Source organism: Deinococcus radiodurans R1 = ATCC 13939 = DSM 20539 (assembly GCF_000008565.1).
Lineage (GTDB): Bacteria > Deinococcota > Deinococci > Deinococcales > Deinococcaceae > Deinococcus > Deinococcus radiodurans.
This window is the reverse complement of record NC_001263.1, coordinates 1,666,321-1,683,803: the sequence shown is the minus strand read 5'-3', so window position 1 is coordinate 1,683,803 and position 17,483 is coordinate 1,666,321. Positions and strand designations below refer to the sequence as shown.

General features: G+C 65.1%; 19 protein-coding genes and 1 pseudogene. 4 read left to right on the top strand and 16 right to left on the bottom strand.

Features of this window, described 5'->3' with window-relative positions; genetic code table 11:
- Positions 1–14 precede the first annotated feature (14 nt).
- The 6 genes from DR_RS08470 to DR_RS08445 all read right to left on the bottom strand — a co-directional run bounded on the left by DR_RS08470 (position 15) and on the right by DR_RS08445 (position 7,136).
- Complete coding sequence (locus DR_RS08470; RefSeq protein WP_028328021.1) at positions 15–1,070, bottom strand: hypothetical protein; 1,056 nt, start codon at positions 1,068–1,070, stop codon at positions 15–17.
- 116 nt (positions 1,071–1,186) lie between these two features.
- Positions 1,187–2,149 carry a hypothetical protein gene (locus DR_RS08465; protein ID WP_028328022.1) on the bottom strand — a complete coding sequence of 321 codons (963 nt, stop codon included), beginning with the start codon at positions 2,147–2,149 and terminating at the stop codon, positions 1,187–1,189.
- A gap of 73 nt (positions 2,150–2,222) precedes the next feature.
- On the bottom strand, positions 2,223–3,722 hold the full coding sequence (locus DR_RS08460; protein WP_164927975.1) for a YifB family Mg chelatase-like AAA ATPase: 1,500 nt from the start codon (positions 3,720–3,722) through the stop codon (positions 2,223–2,225).
- 74 nt (positions 3,723–3,796) lie between these two features.
- Positions 3,797–4,771, bottom strand: a complete 975-nt coding sequence (locus DR_RS08455) for an ABC transporter substrate-binding protein (RefSeq protein WP_027479894.1) — start codon at positions 4,769–4,771, stop codon at positions 3,797–3,799.
- 102 nt (positions 4,772–4,873) lie between these two features.
- On the bottom strand, positions 4,874–5,413 hold the full coding sequence (locus tag DR_RS08450; protein WP_227085933.1) for a hypothetical protein: 540 nt from the start codon (positions 5,411–5,413) through the stop codon (positions 4,874–4,876).
- A gap of 115 nt (positions 5,414–5,528) precedes the next feature.
- The gene (locus tag DR_RS08445; protein WP_010888288.1) at positions 5,529–7,136 is read right to left on the bottom strand and encodes a TRAP transporter permease; all 1,608 of its coding nucleotides are present in this window, start codon (positions 7,134–7,136) and stop codon (positions 5,529–5,531) included.
- Between the two features lie 60 nt (positions 7,137–7,196).
- On the opposite strand from DR_RS08445, the gene tnpA reads away from it, so the two are divergent.
- The gene (gene tnpA / locus DR_RS08440) at positions 7,197–7,619 is read left to right on the top strand and encodes an IS200/IS605-like element ISDra2 family transposase (RefSeq protein ID WP_010887312.1); all 423 of its coding nucleotides are present in this window, start codon (positions 7,197–7,199) and stop codon (positions 7,617–7,619) included.
- The gene (gene tnpB, locus DR_RS08435; RefSeq protein ID WP_010887311.1) at positions 7,606–8,832 is read left to right on the top strand and encodes an IS200/IS605 family element RNA-guided endonuclease TnpB; all 1,227 of its coding nucleotides are present in this window, start codon (positions 7,606–7,608) and stop codon (positions 8,830–8,832) included. The genes tnpA and tnpB overlap by 14 nt, the downstream gene beginning before the upstream one ends.
- Here tnpB and DR_RS08430 read toward each other — a convergent pair.
- Together DR_RS08430 and DR_RS08425 are read right to left on the bottom strand one after the other, a co-directional pair.
- Positions 8,771–9,388, bottom strand: coding sequence for a hypothetical protein (locus DR_RS08430; RefSeq protein WP_027479892.1), 618 nt, complete (start codon positions 9,386–9,388; stop codon positions 8,771–8,773). The genes tnpB and DR_RS08430 overlap by 62 nt on opposite strands.
- Before the next feature lie 108 nt (positions 9,389–9,496).
- A complete protein-coding gene (locus DR_RS08425) occupies positions 9,497–10,456 on the bottom strand; it encodes a TAXI family TRAP transporter solute-binding subunit (protein WP_010888286.1) in 960 nt (319 codons plus the stop codon).
- A 221-nt stretch (positions 10,457–10,677) separates the two neighbouring features.
- On the opposite strand from DR_RS08425, the gene DR_RS08420 reads away from it, so the two are divergent.
- On the top strand, positions 10,678–11,475 hold the full coding sequence (locus DR_RS08420; RefSeq protein ID WP_010888285.1) for an amino acid ABC transporter ATP-binding protein: 798 nt from the start codon (positions 10,678–10,680) through the stop codon (positions 11,473–11,475).
- Between the two features lie 310 nt (positions 11,476–11,785).
- On the opposite strand, the pseudogene bshC reads toward DR_RS08420, so the two are convergent.
- Positions 11,786–13,347: pseudogene (bshC, locus tag DR_RS08415) on the bottom strand (bacillithiol biosynthesis cysteine-adding enzyme BshC).
- An 87-nt stretch (positions 13,348–13,434) separates the two neighbouring features.
- A complete protein-coding gene (locus tag DR_RS08410; protein ID WP_027479889.1) occupies positions 13,435–14,130 on the bottom strand; it encodes a Crp/Fnr family transcriptional regulator in 696 nt (231 codons plus the stop codon).
- A gap of 89 nt (positions 14,131–14,219) precedes the next feature.
- Between DR_RS08410 and DR_RS08405 the strand changes: the two genes are divergently transcribed.
- Positions 14,220–14,966, top strand: a complete 747-nt coding sequence (locus tag DR_RS08405) for a WecB/TagA/CpsF family glycosyltransferase (protein ID WP_010888282.1) — start codon at positions 14,220–14,222, stop codon at positions 14,964–14,966.
- Positions 14,967–14,975: 9 nt separating this feature from the next.
- Here the strand turns inward: DR_RS08405 and DR_RS08400 are convergent, their stop codons facing one another.
- The 6 genes from DR_RS08400 to DR_RS08380 all read right to left on the bottom strand — a co-directional run bounded on the left by DR_RS08400 (position 14,976) and on the right by DR_RS08380 (position 17,432).
- Positions 14,976–15,608, bottom strand: coding sequence for a hypothetical protein (locus tag DR_RS08400; RefSeq protein ID WP_010888281.1), 633 nt, complete (start codon positions 15,606–15,608; stop codon positions 14,976–14,978).
- Positions 15,581–15,817, bottom strand: coding sequence for a hypothetical protein (locus tag DR_RS16835; protein ID WP_234944639.1), 237 nt, complete (start codon positions 15,815–15,817; stop codon positions 15,581–15,583). Before DR_RS16835 ends, DR_RS08400 begins: the two co-directional genes overlap by 28 nt.
- Before the next feature lie 2 nt (positions 15,818–15,819).
- On the bottom strand, positions 15,820–16,311 hold the full coding sequence (locus DR_RS08395; protein WP_010888279.1) for a DinB family protein: 492 nt from the start codon (positions 16,309–16,311) through the stop codon (positions 15,820–15,822).
- Positions 16,308–16,802 (bottom strand): DinB family protein, encoded by a 495-nt coding sequence (locus DR_RS08390; RefSeq protein ID WP_010888278.1) that lies wholly within the window; start codon positions 16,800–16,802, stop codon positions 16,308–16,310. Before DR_RS08390 ends, DR_RS08395 begins: the two co-directional genes overlap by 4 nt.
- 53 nt (positions 16,803–16,855) lie before the next feature.
- The gene (locus DR_RS08385) at positions 16,856–17,032 is read right to left on the bottom strand and encodes a hypothetical protein (protein ID WP_162177673.1); all 177 of its coding nucleotides are present in this window, start codon (positions 17,030–17,032) and stop codon (positions 16,856–16,858) included.
- A gap of 79 nt (positions 17,033–17,111) precedes the next feature.
- Entirely contained in the window at positions 17,112–17,432 is a 321-nt protein-coding gene (locus DR_RS08380) for a hypothetical protein (protein ID WP_010888276.1), read from the bottom strand.
- Between the last annotated feature and the right edge of the window lie 51 nt (positions 17,433–17,483).

Sequence of the window (17,483 nt, the reverse complement as noted above, 5' to 3'; positions counted from 1 at the left end):
CTGGAGGGGGTTTTTTATGGCTTCACCGCAAAGCTACCGAGTAATTTGCTGTCGCTCAGGCGGTAGAGGTAAGCCGTCATTTTGTTGGAGTCAGGCCAGCCGTTTTTGATGCCGGCAGTCAGAATCGCCGCCTGCGTGCTGTCGGGCGTCAGGTAAGCATGCAGCGGGATTTGCCTGTTTTTCTCCCACAGCGGGTCGTGAATGCTGCTCAGGCGTTTGCCGGTGTAGGCGTCCCAGACTTGCAGGGTGTTGCCCAAATAGAAGACTTTGCTGCCGTCTTTGGTGGCCTGCGGCAGATGAATATAAGCGTTGCCTTGCAGGCTCAAGAGCTTCTTGAAGTCGCGGTCAACGATGTCCAGGCGGCAAGGGTCTTTGGGAATGGTCGTGTTGGCGCAAACGAGGTAACGCTCGCCGGGCAGTTCGGCAGCCAGCCCGAGAGTGGCGCGGCGGTCAATCGGGTCAGACATCCCGGAGGGCACCACCAAAGTCTGACCGGGAAGTGGCACGCGGTAGCTCAGGGTCACTTCCTCGCCTGTGCCAAGGTCACGGCGAATGACGTCTACATCGTCACCGGCAGGTTTTTCCAGCTTCCAATCCGTCAGAATGGTGTAAGCCACTTTCCCGCTAGCGCTAAGAAACGGCTGGCCGGGCAACTTGACCCACTCCGTTTTCAGGTCGGGCGCAAAGCAGCGGGTGATGCTCTTGTCACTGTCTGTCTCCGTAGAGCTCACGCAGGGGCCTCGTTCCGTCCCCTGCAACCTGGCGCCATACCGCGCTTCGGGAAAAGTCCGCGAGGCCGTCACCTTGCCGCCCTGCACCACTTCCAGCCGGGCGGGGTCAGTTTTACCCGCCGGAGTCAGTCGCACGAAGCCGCCGGAGATAGGCCGCTCAAACGGCAAATCGTACGCGGGGCGGTTAAGGACGATGCGCCCGCCATCCGCCGCTGTCAGTCCCTGGCTGCTTAATGTCGCCGTCTGCCCCTGCTCCGGCAGCCACACCGTCAAGCTGTTTGAAACGGCCAGTGCCGCAGAGAGAAGCCCAGCCGTCAGCACGAAAGCGGTTCTCAACATGCTGGCAGAGTCAGGGAAAGCCGCGCGCCGGGCGTCCGCCTTTAGATGGATTTTTCTGGGTGTGCTCCTCTGCCCAGCGCAAAGAAAAAAAGCGGCGGCTGAAGTGTCAGATAGTGTTAGAGCTGGAGGAAACCGCCACGCCACAGCAGCCAAAGACCCAGGACAACCAGCAGCAGCAGGCCGCGCATCAGCTCCCGCCTGCGCACCCGGTCGTCCTCCTCGCGGCTCAGAAAAGGGCTGAAGGCCTCGCCATGAAATACTTCCGGCAAATCTGCACTCGTTTGCGTGTTGTACGGCACCGCCAGCCCCCAGCCAACCAGCAGCTCGGCCAGCGACGCATAACGCTCGCCAGTGCTGCGCTGCTGCCACTTGCCGTAACGGGTCTTGACCAGGACATACGGTTCGGTGTCTTCACCGCCGTCGGCCAACCGGTACAGCGGAAGAGCGTGAATTCGGTTGCGCCGCTTGGTACCGTATGTCCGCCAGACCACCGCCCTGGAAAGCGCCCACAGCAAGCTTTTTTCGCGCCTATTCGCCGGAAGACGAATTCCGCGCACCGGAAGCCGGACTCTTCCGTCTGCTTCGCTGTAAGCATTGGGCTCCCCCCGCCAGCGGTCACGGTTTTTGTCCCAGACGACGAACAGCTGCCCCTCGGCGCTCACTTCCAGCCCGCAGACCCGCTCGCTTTCGCCGGCCACGGCAAAGTCGTCCGGCTGCGGCGGCTCCGGGTCGAGGTGACGTGAGAACGCTGCCACAGCCCAGGGCAGCCCGTAGCCCAGCGGTGCCAGGGCCAGCGCACTCAGGCCGAGCAGCAGCGGGTCAGGCCTGGTAAGCAACTCGGTCAGGCCGAAAAGCAGCAACCCCAGCCCGGCCAGCGCAAGTGGATAGGCCAGGGCCAGGGTTGCATTCAGGCCGAGCAGCAGGGGATAAAGCGGGTCCTTGCCCCACAGCGGGTGCTGCCTTTTGGTCCTGTCAACCTGCCGGAGCGTGTCCAGCGTAATCAACAGGCTCCCGGCCAGGCCCAGCCAGGGGGTGAGCTGCGCCTGGGCGAAGCCAGAGCACACCAGCAGCGCGAACATCAAACACGCCAGGAAGCCCACCGCGCCCAGCAAAGAAGGCGAAGTTGACAGGGGCGGTGGGCTGGACACAGCGTTACGCCAGTTCCCGTGGCCGGTACGTCACCGCTTCGGCAAGGTGTGCTTCCCGAATCTCGTCACTGCCCGCGAGGTCGGCCACCGTGCGCGCCAACCGCAGCACCCGGTCGTAGCCGCGCCCGGTGAGGCCCAGTTGCCGGGCGGCGGCCTGCGCGAAGGCGAGCGGCCCGGCGGCCAGCGGCGCATGTTCGCGCAGCGCCTGCCCGGCGAGGTCGCTGTTGCGGCCCCCCTGCCGCGCCAGCATTCGCTCACGCGCGGCGGCAATGCGCTCCCGCACCGGCGCGGAGGTCTCCGGCTCCGGGGCGCGGGTCAGCTCGTCCACCGTCAGGCGGGGCACCTTCACGATCAGGTCGAGGCGGTCGAGCAGCGGGCCACTCAGCCGGGCGGCGTAGCGGGTTCTCTCGTTCGGCGTGCAGGTGCAGGGCTTTTCCGGGTCGCCGTAGTGCCCACAGGGACACGGGTTCATGGCCGCCAGCAGTTGAAAACGGGCGGGATACTCCACCGTCGCCCGCGCCCGGCTGATGGTCACCCGGCCATCTTCCAGCGGCTGCCGCAGCGTCTCCAGCGCCTTGCGCGAAAATTCGGGAAACTCGTCGAGAAAGAGCAGGCCCCGGTGAGCCAGCGACACTTCCCCCGGCTTGGGAATGCTGCCCCCGCCGATTAGCCCCGCGTCCGACACCGTGTGGTGCGGCGCCCGGAACGGCGCGTGGCGGCTGAACTTGCCCCGGCTGGTCAGCAGCCCCGCCGCCGAGTGAATCCGGGTGACTTCCAACGCCTCGGCACGGGTCAGCGGAGGTAATAGGCCCGGAGCCCGCCGCGCCAGCATGGTCTTGCCGGAGCCGGGCGAGCCGACCATGAGCAGGTTGTGCCCGCCCGCCAGCGCGACTTCGAGCGCCCGCCGCGCCGCCGTCTGGCCCTTGAGGTCGCCGAGGTCAGGAAAAAGCGCCGCGTCGTCCTCGGGCGTTTCGGGCTGCGTCAGCGGCAGCCGCGCCGCCCCGCTGAGATGCGCCACCGCCTCGCGCAGGGTGGCCGCGCCGAACACGCTCACGTCCTCGATGAGTGCCGCCTCCTGCGCATTGCCCGCCGGCAGCAGGGCTTCGAGGTCATGCCCCGCCGCCAGCAGCGCCAGATTGACTGCTCCCGCGATGGGTCGGAGGCTGCCGTCCAGCGCGAGTTCCCCGGCCACAATCGTTTCTTCCAGCGCTTCCTGCGGCAGCAGTTCCTGCGCGGCGAGCAACCCCAGCGCAATCGGTAGGTCGTACAGCGGGCCTTCTTTGCGCAAGTCGGCGGGCGCGAGGTTCACCGTAATTCTAGCCGCTGGAAAAGGCAGTCCCGAGTTCCGCACGGCGGCCCGCACCCGTTCGCGTGCCTCGCTGACGGCCTGATCGGGCAAGCCGACCACTGTAAACGCCGGCAGCCCCGGCGACACGTCCACCTCGACTTCCACCGGCACGGCGTCCACGCCGATCAGGGCCACACTGCGGGCGCGGGCGAGCATTAAAAGGGCCTCGTGGGGGCAACAAAAATCACGCCCCCAGCGTAGGAGGGCGTGACACACAGCGGTCTTACGGCTTATTTGGCCAGTGACTTGACCACGCTCAGGTCCACGAACTTGTTCAGGTCCGGCACGTCGCGGGCAAAACCGGCTTCCTTGTTGAGCTGCGCGTACTCGCCCAGTGTTTGCAGGTTGATGTCCCAGGTGACCTTGGTGCGCGCCAGCGCCTTGAACAGTTCTGCGCTGTTAGGACGCTTGCCGGTAAAGGCGTAAATCTGGTCCGAAATCGCCTTCTGCGCCCCGGCGTTGCTCTTGTTGATCAGATTGATGGCGGCGAGGTGCCCGCGCAGCAGGTCCTTGACGGTTTCCGGGTTGGCAGCGGCGTACTTGGTGTTCACGACGAGTACGGTGGAGGTGTAGTTGCCGCCGTTCCAGACGCCCTTTTCGTTCACGATGAGCTTGGCGCCCTGGCCTTCCATGATGGCGCCCCAGGGCTCCTGCACCAGCGCGGCGTCCACCTGCTTGCCCACGAACGCGGCGGGCATGTTGGCCGGGTCAATCGGCACGATGGTCACGTTGCCGCCCTCGTCGCTCGCCTTCAGGCCGTTTTCGTGCAGCAGGTGGCGCAGGCTGATGTCCTGGGTCGAGCCGCGCGTGGGCACGGCGACCTTTTTCCCGGCGAGGCCCTTCACGTTGCGAATCCCGCTGTCCTTGCGGCCCACGAGCACCGCGCCCGCGTTGGCCGCGCCCGCGTAGACCTGCACCGGCACGCCGCGCATGAAAGCGTTCATGACCGGGCCAGGGCCGACGTAGGAAGCGTCAATGGCGCCCGCTGCCAGCGCCTCGTTCACCTGCGAGCCGTTGGCAAATTCGCGGACAACCAGCTTCACGCCGCTGCCGAGTTCCTTTTGAATCAGGCCCTTGTTGATGGCGACCAGGCCCGCCGCGTGGGTCACGTTGGGAAACACGCCGAGCCGCAGCTCTTTGGCCTGCTGGGACTGGGCACTGGCGGCGAGGGTCAGAGTGAGAAGGGAGAGGAGTGCAACTTTCATGCGTCGGAGTATAGCAGATAAGTTGAGTATTTTTATCAACTATAGGGACGGATGCCAAAAAAAGAGCCTCCCGGTGGGGAAGGCCCTTCAGCGTCGGTGTCTTTAGCTGGCGCAGTCGGCGACAGGAATAGCCGTGGGGCTGGTGGCGACGTTGCTGGCATTGCCAGCCAGGTCATAACCCTGAACGCGCACGTAGGTATAGCCCTTGACAGTCACGTTGGTGATGGGGTTGACGATAATGGCCTGAGCACTCAGGTTGCCGCCGCCCACGCTCAGGGGGGCGGTGTTGGGACCGAAGGTGTACTCGTAGGTGCCGCTGCCCGAGGAGTTGGTGGCGTTCAGGGGGTTGGTGGCCACCGTCTTGGTGGTGCCGGTGTTGTAGCCCTTGAACTGGAGGGCGAGTTGCTGCAACCCTCCCTGGAAGGTCACACCGACTTGCATCTTGGTGTTCTTGTTGTCGCAGATCAGGTAGGTCCCCTTGGGGATGACCTGTCCGTTTTGATCGCGCACGTCGCTGTTCAGCTGCCAATCGGTGCTGTAGCTGCTCACGGCGAGGTTCGTCACCGGGTCAGCAGTCAGCACGCCGCCACAACTCGCCAGCAGACCCGCGCCGGCCACACTTGCCAGAAGAATCTTTTTCATGCCTCTCACTCTGCACCCCGAAACTGACCCTGAAGTGATGAAAGCTTGAACAAACGTGAGGACAATACAAATGCGCCCATCTCCGGTCAGGGAAACGGGCGTAGAGAGCAGGCGCTTACGCGGCGGTGGGCAGCGGCGCCGGCGGCTCTCTCCGGCTGCCGGCCTTTTGCCAGAAGTACACGGCGGCGATGAGGGCGAGCGCGCCTAGGTTGTAAGCAATGTGGGTCGGGATAATCAGCACGAAGGCGGCGACGAGCAGCATTAGCATTTGCACTGGGTTGGTCTTGCGGTGCAGGAAACGCAGGGTGGCGGCGCTGAAGGCGACCAGGCCGATAAAGGCGAAGAGAATCATCGGAATCGCCTCGGCCAGCGGAAGGCCGCCGAGCCGGTCGTGGGCAATCAGCAGCAGTTGCGGGTTAAAGAACATCATGTAGGCGAGCAGGGCGGTCCGCAGTTCGTATTGAAAGGCCTGCACGCCGGTTTTCACCGGGTCGCCGCCCGAAATCGCCGCCGCCGCGAAGGCCGCGAGGGCCACGGGCGGGGTGCTGTCGGCCATGATGCCGAAGTAGAAGACGAACATGTGCGCCGGGAGCATCTGCGCCGGGTTGGAGGTGTCGAGCCCCGCCACGCGGGCGATGATCGGCACGATCAGGGCGCTCATCAGGATGTAGTTGGCGGTGGTCGGCAGGCCCATGCCCAGAATCAGCGCGATCAGTTGCCCCATGACCAGCACCGCCAGAACCTTGAGAAAGGGCATCTGGAACAGGTTGGCGACACTTTCCACCACGTCGGCGAGGCCGAAGCCCAGCCCGGTGATGGTCACGATGCCCACGATGATGCCGGCGGCGGCGGTGGCGATGGCGATGCCAACCATGCTGCGGGCGCCGCTCTCGAAGGCTTCAATCAGTTTGCGGGCGCCGTCTTTCAGGCCCTGGCCCAGGCCGCGTCCGTCACGGTTAGCAAAAAAGCCTTCCTGCACGAACATCATCACCATCATGATCAGGATGGTGTTCAGGGCGATGCGCTCGGGGTTGGCTTCCGGGTTGACGGTCAGAATGCCGATCAGGTAGCCGAGCGGAAGGATGTAGTACCAGCCTTCCAGCACCGTCCGTTTCAGCGGCGGCAGTTCGGAACGCGGCAGCCCGCGCAGGTTGAGCTTGAGCGCCTCGATGTGCGCCACGGCGAGCAGCGCGGCGTAACACAGGAAGGCCGGAATCGCCGCCGCCAGAATCAGCGAGCGGTACTCGATGTTCAGGTTCTGCGCCATGATGAAGGCCGCCGCGCCCATGACCGGGGGCATCAACTGGCCGTTGCTGGAACTGGCGACCTCGATGGCCCCCGCCTTTTCACGGCTGTAGCCGGTGCGAATCATGGTGCCGATGGTGATGTTGCCGCCGGTCACCACGTTGGACACGGCAGACCCGGAAATGATGCCGTTGAGCCCGCTCGACAGGATGCTCGCCTTCGCCGCCCCGCCCCGGAAACTGCCGAGGATGCTCTGCGCGACCCGCATGAACCAGTCGCCCGCGCCGAGCTTGTCGAACACGGCGCCGAACAGCACGAAGAGAAAGACAATCTGCGCGGATACGCCCAGCGCCGTCCCGAAGATGCCCTCGGTGTTCGTCGCCAGTTGGCCCATCAGTTGCGGCCAGGTGTAGCCGCCGTGAAAGGGCGTCTGAATGGCCTTGATGCTTGAGGGGCGCACACTCGTGACTTCAGTCATGAGTTAGCCCCTCTCGCCCTGAAAAGGGCGATGAAAAGCGGAAGCCTCTAGCTTTTCCAGATGACATATGTTATTCTTCCCCTTGAGATGAAGAAAGGCCGGGGTTACGTCTATCAGCTTGAATACCACCTCATCTGGTGCGTGAAATACCGTCATCAGGTGTTGGTGGGTGAGGTTGCTGATGGACTGAAAGACATCCTGCGTGACATTGCCGCTCAGAACGGGCTGGAAGTCATCACGATGGAAGTCATGCCTGACCACGTTCACCTCCTGCTAAGCGCAACCCCACAGCAAGCCATCCCCGACTTCGTGAAGGCGCTGAAAGGCGCTTCCGCACGTCGGATGTTCGTGGCCTACCCGCAGTTGAAAGAAAAGCTGTGGGGCGGCAATCTCTGGAACCCGTCGTATTGCATCCTGACTGTTTCTGAAAACACCCGCGCTCAGATTCAGAAATACATAGAGAGCCAGCATGATAAGGAATAAGGCTTTCGTGGTCAGGCTGTACCCAAATGCGGCTCAGACTGAACTGATTAACCGCACGCTGGGTAGCGCAAGGTTCGTCTACAACCACTTCCTTGCCCGTCGCATTGCGGCCTACAAGGAAAGCGGGAAGGGACTGACCTACGGGCAAACGAGTAGCGAACTGACCCTTCTGAAGCAGGCTGAAGAAACCTCCTGGCTCTCGGAAGTAGATAAGTTTGCTTTGCAGAACTCGCTGAAAAACCTTGAGACCGCGTACAAGAACTTCTTTCGGACTGTGAAGCAGTCCGGTAAAAAGGTAGGATTCCCACGTTTCAGAAAGAAGCGCACGGGAGAGTCCTACCGGACTCAATTCACCAACAACAACATCCAAATTGGGGAAGGTAGGCTCAAACTTCCTAAGCTGGGATGGGTGAAAACCAAGGGCCAGCAGGATATTCAAGGGAAGATTCTGAATGTCACTGTGCGCCGTATTCACGAAGGCCATTACGAAGCGTCCGTTCTCTGTGAAGTCGAGATTCCCTACCTGCCTGCGGCTCCCAAGTTTGCAGCGGGTGTGGATGTCGGCATCAAGGATTTTGCCATCGTGACCGATGGCGTGAGGTTTAAGCATGAACAGAATCCGAAATATTACCGCTCCACCCTGAAAAGACTTCGTAAAGCTCAGCAAACCCTGTCCAGACGGAAGAAGGGCAGCGCACGTTACGGGAAAGCGAAAACCAAGCTGGCTCGGATTCACAAGCGCATTGTCAATAAGCGTCAGGATTTCCTTCACAAGCTCACCACCTCCCTGGTGCGTGAGTACGAAATCATCGGAACCGAACACCTTAAACCCGACAACATGCGGAAAAATCGCCGCCTTGCACTGAGCATCAGTGATGCGGGCTGGGGTGAGTTCATCCGGCAGTTGGAATACAAGGCAGCGTGGTACGGGCGACTGGTATCTAAAGTCAGCCCCTACTTTCCATCTAGCCAGTTGTGTCATGACTGCGGATTCAAGAATCCCGAAGTGAAGAATCTTGCCGTCCGTACATGGACTTGCCCGAACTGTGGGGAAACCCATGACCGAGACGAGAACGCTGCGCTGAACATTCGGCGTGAAGCGTTGGTGGCTGCGGGAATCTCAGACACCTTAAACGCTCATGGAGGCTATGTCAGACCTGCTTCGGCGGGCAATGGTCTGCGAAGTGAGAATCACGCGACTTTAGTCGTGTGAGGTTCAAGAGTCCCTTGGCGCCCATGAAGGCGAAGAGGATAAAAGCCGTGGAAATCAGCGGCATGGCAATCCCGATGGTGCGCCACGCCGCGAGCAGCAGCATCACGACCAGCGCGCTCCCAGCCCACAAGTCGGCGGGCACCCCGTCGCGGATTCCCCCGTTGGCGGCGATGTTGGCGTACTCGATAACGAAGTAGGCGGCGCTCCCAGTCGCCAGCAGCCCCAGTAACCAGTCGCCCCAGGGAATCCCGACCTGCGGGCGCCCTGGCGTCTTGCGGAAGGGAAAGACCAGAAAGGCGAGCGCAAAAGCGAAGGCGAGGTGAATCGCCCGCAGGGTGGTCGGCACCAGCGTGCCGTTCCAGGCGGCGTACATCTGAAACAGGCACCACGCGACGGCGATGGTCGTGACCAGGCCGGCCTGCCAGCCGAGGAGCTTGCGCCCGCCCGTCTCGGCGGCTTCGACCATTTCCAGGGCGCGGCGCTCGCCCTCGGTCATCTCCTGGCCGGGCGGCGACAGCGCGGGGTCGGATGAAATCGGTTTGGTGGGATCACTCATACTGTCCTCATGCTTGGGGGAAGAAAAAAGGGCCAGTCTCGAAACAAAAGGGACTGGCCCGGTGGAAGAGGGCATTCTAAGACAGTGAGGCCCTCAGACGGTTAGACCTTACTTGACGTTCAGGCCCTGTTCCTTCCAGAACTTGACGGCGCCGGGGTGGAGCGGAGCAGGCAGGCCCTGAATCGCCTTGGCGTCGGCGTAGTTGGCCGCCAGGGTGGGGTGCAGGGTCTTGAGCGCCTTCTCGTTGGAGAAGACGGCCTTCATCGCCTTGTACACGGTGTCGGTGTCGAGGGTCGAGCTGGTCACCAGGGTGGCCTGCACCGCCACGCCGGGCACCGTCGCGCCCTGGCCCTTGTAGCTCTTGGCGGGGATGTTGTAGCGCACGTAGAAGGGGTACTTCTTGAGCAGCGAGGCCGCCTGGTTGCCGCTGACCGGAATCAGCTTCACGTCGGTGGTCTGGGCAATCTGCGAAATGGCGCTCGCGCCCACGCCCACGGTGTAGAACAGCGCGTCGGCGCGCTTGTCCTGCATCAGGCTGATGCCCTGGGCGGGGGAGACGCGCAGTTGCTGGCCGAGATCGCTGAAGCTCAGGCCATACGCTTCGAGCACCTGCGCGGCGGTCTGCTCGCTGCCCGAACCGAGGTCGCCCGTGACCACGCGCTTGCCCTTGAGGTCGGCGATGGTGTTGATGCCGGCGTCTTTACGGACGATGACGTGCAGCACTTCGGGGTAGAGCACCGCGAGCGAGCGCACGTTGGGGTTGGCCTTGCCCTTGAAGGCGTCGATGCCGGTGCCCTTGTAGGCGTAGTAAGCCACGTCGTTCTGGACAATCGCCATGTCGAGTTCGCCGGACTTGATGCCGTTCATGTTGAACACGCTGCCACCGGTCGAGCGGGCGTTGGCGCGCAGGCCGCCCGCGTCGTTCATCATCTTCGCCATGCCGGTGGCGACAGGGAAATACACCCCGGTGGTGCTGCCCGAGCCGATGGTGATAAAGGCGTTTTGCGCGAAGGCGACGGTGGCAGTGGCGGCCAGCACGAGGGCGCTGAGAGTGATGGTCTTTTTCATGGGTTCCTCCGTTGAAGACAGGGCACGCACAGGGCAGTCGGGGCCGGGGGCCGGGTCGGTTGCGCTGGGACGTATCCTGGGGTGTGGTCGCCGCCGATGCTAGCACAGCGGCCTGATGATGCTGGAAGCGCTGCCAGCGAAGGGTTTTCGTCTGCAAAGTCAGGCCGCCGGGTGGCCTCGCCCCAGCAACGCTGCCCCGGCAACGCTTTAGAATCCCGCCCATGACTGCTCCCCTTTCCTCTGACCCCGCTGCCGGCGCGGTGGCCGTCTCTGCCCGCACGGTGGGCGAGCCGATCATCGTGGCGCAGAACGTGCAGAAGCACTTCGGCACCTTTCACGCCCTGCGCGGCGTCAACCTGACCGTGCGCCAGGGTGAAGTGGTCGTCATCATCGGGCCGTCGGGCAGCGGCAAAAGCACCTTTATCCGCACCATCAATGCGCTCGACCCCCACGACGGCGGCTCCATTACGGTGGATGGCCTGCCGCTTCAGGGCGCCCGCAACCTCGATGCCATTCGCCGCGAGGTCGGCATGGTCTTTCAGTCGTTCAACCTGTTTCCCCACCTGACGGTGCTCGACAACATCACCCTGGCCCCCACCCGTGTGCGCGGCGTGGACAAGGCGCAGGCGCAGGCGCGCGGCCTGGATTTGCTGCGGCGCGTGGGCATCGAGGAGCAGGCCTACAAGTTCCCCGCGCAGCTTTCGGGCGGGCAACAGCAGCGCGTCGCCATTGCCCGCGCTCTGGCGATGGAACCCAAGATCATGCTGTTCGACGAGCCGACCTCGGCCCTCGACCCCGAGATGATCAAGGAAGTCCTTGACGTGATGAAGGAACTCGCCCGCACCGGCATGACCATGCTGGTCGTCACTCACGAAATGGGCTTTGCCCGCGAAGTGGCCGACCGCATCCTGTTCTTCGACCAGGGCAACATCGTGGAGGACACGACGCCCGAGGCCTTCTACCAGAACCCGCAACACGAGCGGGCGCGGCAGTTCCTCAGCAAGATTCTGGGGCACTGATACGGAGCTGAACTCTTCTTCAGAGAAGTCGGAAAAGCGCCGCCATCTCTTCCGCGCACTCAGCTCCGTATGAGTCGGGACGATCCCTCGCCCTGGAGCAGTTCTCCGAGTGCGCTCACCAAAAAGCTGTGCCCTCTTTTTGTCAAATGCGTCATACGGTTTGAATCCGATTCCCGAACATCCGGAAAGGCGCCGGATGCCCGTCCATCGCCTTAAAACCGTATTTTTTCCATGCGCTCCGCGCAAAATTGCGCCCGGACATCTCCGGGACTCAATTTGAAACCGTATCAGACGTCGGGGGAGAGGATGATTACGGAATCTCGACTTCTCCTACGAACCCCGCGTCCAGCGCCAGCAGTTGCCGGAGCGGGGTGTCGCCGTGCTTGAGCAGGTAAGTCAGGAAGTTCATTTCACGTTCCTGGGGCGTGCCGTTGGGCAGCAGGTGCTTTTGCAGACGGGTGAGCTGACCGCTGCGCTCATTTTCGGCGCGGGCGAGGGCATTCACGGCGAGGCGCTGAAGGTGCGCGACGCGCGGCAGGGCCCGTTTGCGGGTGCGCTCGGCAGCACCGACCAGGGTGGGGTCGAGGGCCGCGAGGTCGCCGATGAGCCGCTCCAGCTCGGCCTCGATGCTCTGAAGGCGTTCGGCACTCACGGCCCCGGCGTCCCGCTCGGCGGCCAGGGCGCGGCCCAGCACGCCCGCCGGGTCGGCCTGCACCTCGGCGACGCTGGCGCGGAGGCGGCGCAGCAAGCGGGCGACATTGGGTTCCAGCCAGGTCACGCTCAGGCGCGGCCACAGTAGGGGTTGTTGCAAGCCGTGCAGCGGGTACACGTTTTTGAGTTGCGCTCCATACGCGATTTCGCCGGGGCCGACGACGAAGGCGAGGGTGGGCAGCAGCGTGTCCTGAATCGCCGGGCGCAGCCTGCGGCGGGGGTCAGACGGGAGGGGTCGGCATTCAGCAGCGCAAGCAGGTCGGCGCGGGTATACCGGTGCGTCTCGGTGCTGAAGCTCTGCCCATCGAAGCGCAGCAGGCGGCGCTGGCTGTCGTCTTCCTCGACAAACAGATTGGTCGCGCCCGCCGGGCGGCGCAGTTGCGGCGTGAACCCGGCAGCGCTGAGACGCTCGGCAGCGTCCTCGATGCGCGCCGAGGAAGCGAGCGGCTGCTCAAGCTCGCGCGCAAGCGCCGGGGCCATCAGCCGGGCGAGCGCGGGGTGCAGCGGGTCGAGGACCAGCAGCCCGGCGGGGGCGAGCAGCCCATGAACGAGGCGGGCGAACACGTCGGCGTAGCTGTGGCGCTCGCCGCCCGCGATGGCCCGCTCTATCCGTGCGCGAACGGCGTCCTTGTACTCGGTGGGAGCTTCGAAGCGGTCAAGCAGCGCCAGCACCTCGGCGGTCCACTCCTCGCGCCACGTCACCCGGCCCACCGGCACGCCGGGCGGCACGTCGAGGGTCAGGCGGTGCAGGTCTTCGTTGAGGTCGAGCAGCGTGGTGCTGGCGACTTCCTCGGCGTCGTGGTCCTGACTGGCGACCCAGTACACGGCGACCACCGGGGTGTCTTCCTCATCGAGTTGCCGGGCGAGAAGTGCCGCGCCCGCGCCCTTGTGGACGCTGTAGGCGGGGCCGGTGAGCAGGCCGGCCTGCTGCCCAGTCACAACGACGCGCGATTCGGGGTGGGAGAGCCGCGTCAGCAATGCCTCGACGCCCGCGTCCAGCGTGCCCAGGTCGCGGTGGTATTCGCGCAGGGCAGCGGCCAGGGCCACCCGGTCAAGCTCAGGGCGCCGCTCGGCCCGCGCCTGCTGCACGTCTCGCGGCGAGAGGCGGAGAAACTCGCCCAAGGTGCCTTTGTTGTATTCCGCCGCTACGTTCCGCCCCATGCAGGCGTCACCCTAATACATTTGACGCGGTGAAACGTGGTTTGCAGCCTCGTTTCTTCCTTACGGATGCACCCCGCCGGGCAGGGTTCAGGGCTGGAGCGGCCCGAGTGGTTGCCGCGCCGCCTGTTCCAGCCCCGCGCGGTCGGTAAGCACGATGCGGCGGTAGCCGAGGTCGAGCAAGCCGCGCGTGCGGAAATCGCCGAGCAGTTTGGTGATGGTTTCGCGGGTGCTCCCCACGCTGTGCGCGAGGTCCTGGTGCGAGATGCGGTCGCGCAGCGCCAGCGTGCCGCCCTCCCAACCGCCTTCGCGCTCGGCGAGGGCCAGCAGGGCCAGGGCGAGGCGCTGCGAGACTTCCAGAAAGACCAGCCCGGCGAGGCGTTCCTGCACGCTGCGGGTCTGCCGGGTGAGCTGCTCGGTCAGTGCGAGCAGGGCGGCGGGCTGCTGCTGGAAAAGCCGGTGCAGCGTGCCCTGGCCGAGTTGCAACGTTTCGACCTCGTCCATCGCCTCGGCGTACATGCCGTAGGCGGCGGCGCTGTCGGGGTCGCGCAGCAGGGCCGGAGTGCCGAGCAGGGCGCCGGGGCCGTGCACGTCAAGGGTGACCTCGCGCGCGCCGCTGCCCAGGCGGTAGAGCCGCACCGTGCCGCGCGTGACGAGGTGCAGGGTCTCGGCGGGGTCGTCGGGGTGAAAGATCAGCCCGCCGCGCGCCCAGCGCCCGCTGCGCCCGGCAACCGTGAGCTGCGCCTGCACCTCGGCAGGCAAGGTCCCGAACGCACCCGGCAACATGCCCCAGAGTATGCCCCAAGCCCCGTGCTCCGCGCAGGCCCCCCAGCGGCGGGAGGTCGCACCTGCGCTGCGGGCTACAATCACGCTACATGAGCCTCAAGAGCCTGCCCGAACGTCTGGTTCTCTTCGACTTGCCGCTCGACCCCGTGACCCTGGACGCCGCCCTGGACCGGCTGAGCGGCTGGCTGTTCGAGTCGCCGCCCACCCCGCACACGGTGGTCACCCTCAACCCTGAATTCATCGTGCAGTCGCGCACCCAGCCCGAGTTCGTGCGGGCGATGCAGGAGGCCGATCTGGTGACTGCCGACGGCGTGGGCATCGTCTACGCCGCGCGGCAGCTCTACGGCGCCGAGGTGCCGCGTGCGCCGGGTTTCGATCTGGTCAAGGGGCTGATGGAGCGGCACGGCCCCGAGTTGCGGGTCTTTTTCCTGGGGTCCAAACCGGGTGTGGCCGAGCAGGCCGCCCAAAACGCCGTGCGCGATTACGGGATTCAGGTGGCAGGCGTTCACCACGGCTATTTCGGCCCCGATGAAGACCAGCGGGTGGCCGAACTCGTCGGGGCCAGCGGCGCGCACCTGTTGCTGACAGGCATGGGCGCCGGGCGGCAGGAAATCTTCAACGCCTACTGGAAGCAGATTCACCGCGCCCCAGTCGCCATCGGCTGCGGCGGCGTGATTGACGTGCTCGCTGGCACCGCGCAGCTCGCCCCCGAATGGACCCGCAAAATGGGCGTGGAGTGGGTCTGGCGGGTGGCCGGCGACCGCAAACGCTGGGGCCGTGCCCCCCGCCTGGCGCAGTTCGTGGCGATGGTGCAGGCGGAAAAACGGCGTAAGTAAGGCGAAGACTCAGGCCGTCTCGAGAACTGCCGGTTGAGCCAGCCACTGCGCAGCGTCGCGGGTGCCTTCCGATTCCAGTGCCAGCAAAATGAGGCGGCAGGCGGCCCGGTGCGGGTTCAGGTCGGGCCAGGGCCGCACCTCGCGGTAACCGGCTTGAAACGCCTGAGCTGGGGCACCGGCAGGCAGCAGCAATTCCCAGAAGGTCAGGTCCAGTTCGGGCGGCGCTGTTGCTGAGGCTTCTACGTCTACCAGGGCGTACGGTTGCCCGCCGCGCCACACGAACTGGCTTTCGTTCCAGTCGAGCAGCATGGGCGCGGCTTGTCGGGGAGGGGGTACCGCAGCGAAGACCCGCTCCACTGTGTCCCAGTGCCCGGCCCAGTTCTGCGGCGCATAACGGGGCGCGGTGGCCCGCACGGTTTCCAGCGCCCGGACGTAAAACTGCTCGAGCGGCTGGCGGCGTTGGCCCGACACGTCACCAAAAAAGCTGGCGGCTTGCTGATGCACCTGAGCAATCTGGCGCCCTAACAGCCGGGTGTCGGCCTCCGCGAAGGTTCTGCCATTCGGGTCACCGGACACGTATTCTACCCGCAAGGCAGGAGCGTCCCTGAACTCGGTCAGGCCGTAGTCTGCGGCACGGTCCACACGCCCAGCTCGCGCCAGAACCCGTAAGCCGATTCGGTGGCGTGCAGGTCGCGGGGGTCCACCCCGAACAGCTGCCCCAGCCCCAGCATGAAGGCGCTGACTTCCGGTGTGGTCCACCAAGAGCGGCGGTAAATCTCGCTGCGCTGGCCGTCGTCCACCCGCCAGACATGTGAAGCGCGGCTGGAGTTGCCGGCATTGAGTTCGGTCACGCTCACCATGTCGCGCCACCCCCTACTGGGGGCCACAAGCCCAGCGCCTGCCGCACCGTGACCACCTGCCCCAGGTGATAGACGCTGTGGCCGGCGCTGTTGGTCAGCGCTACCGCGTAAGGACGGCCTTTGCGGTCAGGCGAGGCGGTCAATGAAGCGTCCAGCGTCAGGTCGCGCAGCCGCTGGGCGTCCCGCAAAAAGCGGTCTCTGAGTGCTTCCCATTCGCCTGCTGGGAGTTCGCCGGCGGGCCAGCCCTCAGCCGCGTGGGCGACGGCAGGTGGGTTTTCACCGGCTATGACCGCCAGTAGGTAGTGCTGCCAGAACTGCACATGCGCCACTATTTGCGCGGCGCTGTGCGGCAACCCCGCGGGCCGGCGCCCGGCGTCCGCTGCGCTCAGATCGCTTATCGCCCGTTCCCAGGTCACATTGGCTACGCCGCCCAGATACAGTTGCGCGGCGGCGTTCGCAAAATCCTGGGCAGGCTGCTCGCTCACCAGGTGTCCCCGCCCCCCGCCGGCGGCCACGCCCCCAGCGCCTGCCGCACGCTGATGATCTGGCCGAAGTGGTGCGCCGTGTGCAGGGCGAAATCGGCGAGCAGTTCGCCAATCGTTTCCTCGTGGTTGACGGGGCTGGCGAGGTCGGGCCGGGCGGCGTGGGTGTCGATGCGGGCGAGCAGTTCGTAAAACTCGTTCTTGACGTTACCCCAGTCGCCCGCACCCACCTGCGGCCAGGTGTCGGCGGCGTGGGGGGGGTAGGGGAGCGCTTGCCCCATCTCGATGATGTCGAGCATCCAGCGGTTCCACCAGTTTACGTGCGCCAGCAGCTCGGCCACGCTGTGCGGCAGCCCCCCGGCATGCTGCGCGGCCTGCTCGCTGCTGAGGTCGCTGAGGGTGGCTTCGACGCCCACGTAGGCCTGGCCGCCCCGGAACAGCCGGGGAAGCAGGCGGGCAAAGGCGAGCTGCGAACGGTCGCTGCGGTCGGTCATGGCGGTCAGTTTGCCAGATGGGATGACGGGGTGAGGCGCCGGGGCGCGCAGAGCTACAGCAACGTGACGCCCAGCAGCGCCAGCAGGCACACGCTGAGGCCTACCAGCAGCCACGCCCGCCACCGGTCCTCACGCCGGGCACGGGCCGGCTGTCCGGCGCCCGGCAGCAGGTTGGTGCGCGGCACCTCGGAGCGGCGCAGTTCGCCTGGGCGAAAGCGCAGACCTTTCATGGCCGTTGCCGCCACGCTGTGCCGCCGATGTCGAGGGCGAGGAGGGGAGCAGCGGCGGTTGGGAGGACGGTCACGCGGCCTATTGTCGCCCGGCGGCGGCCCGGCTGTCACGTTCGAGCATCAGTTGCACGCCCCGGCCTCGCTGCGCAGTAACTTGGCCCGTTGCTGGTGCTCCGCCCACCGTCAGTCGCACGGGTGCCTGCCCTGCCTCGGACGTGACCAGCCAACGCTCTCCGCTCGCCAGCCGGTCTTTGGTCCAGCACTCGCCCGCGCGGCAGACCCGCACGTTCTGCACCCCGGCGCCGCTGTGGTTGACGACTTGCACGCCGCTCGGAGGCAGGGCGGCGCTGCCGAGCAGCAGGGCGAGGGGCAGGGGAGCGAGCAAGACCAGCGCGTTCATGCCTCCCAGTTTCGCGGTCAGCGGTCAGGCTGTCGTCCGCCTTTTGGGGGA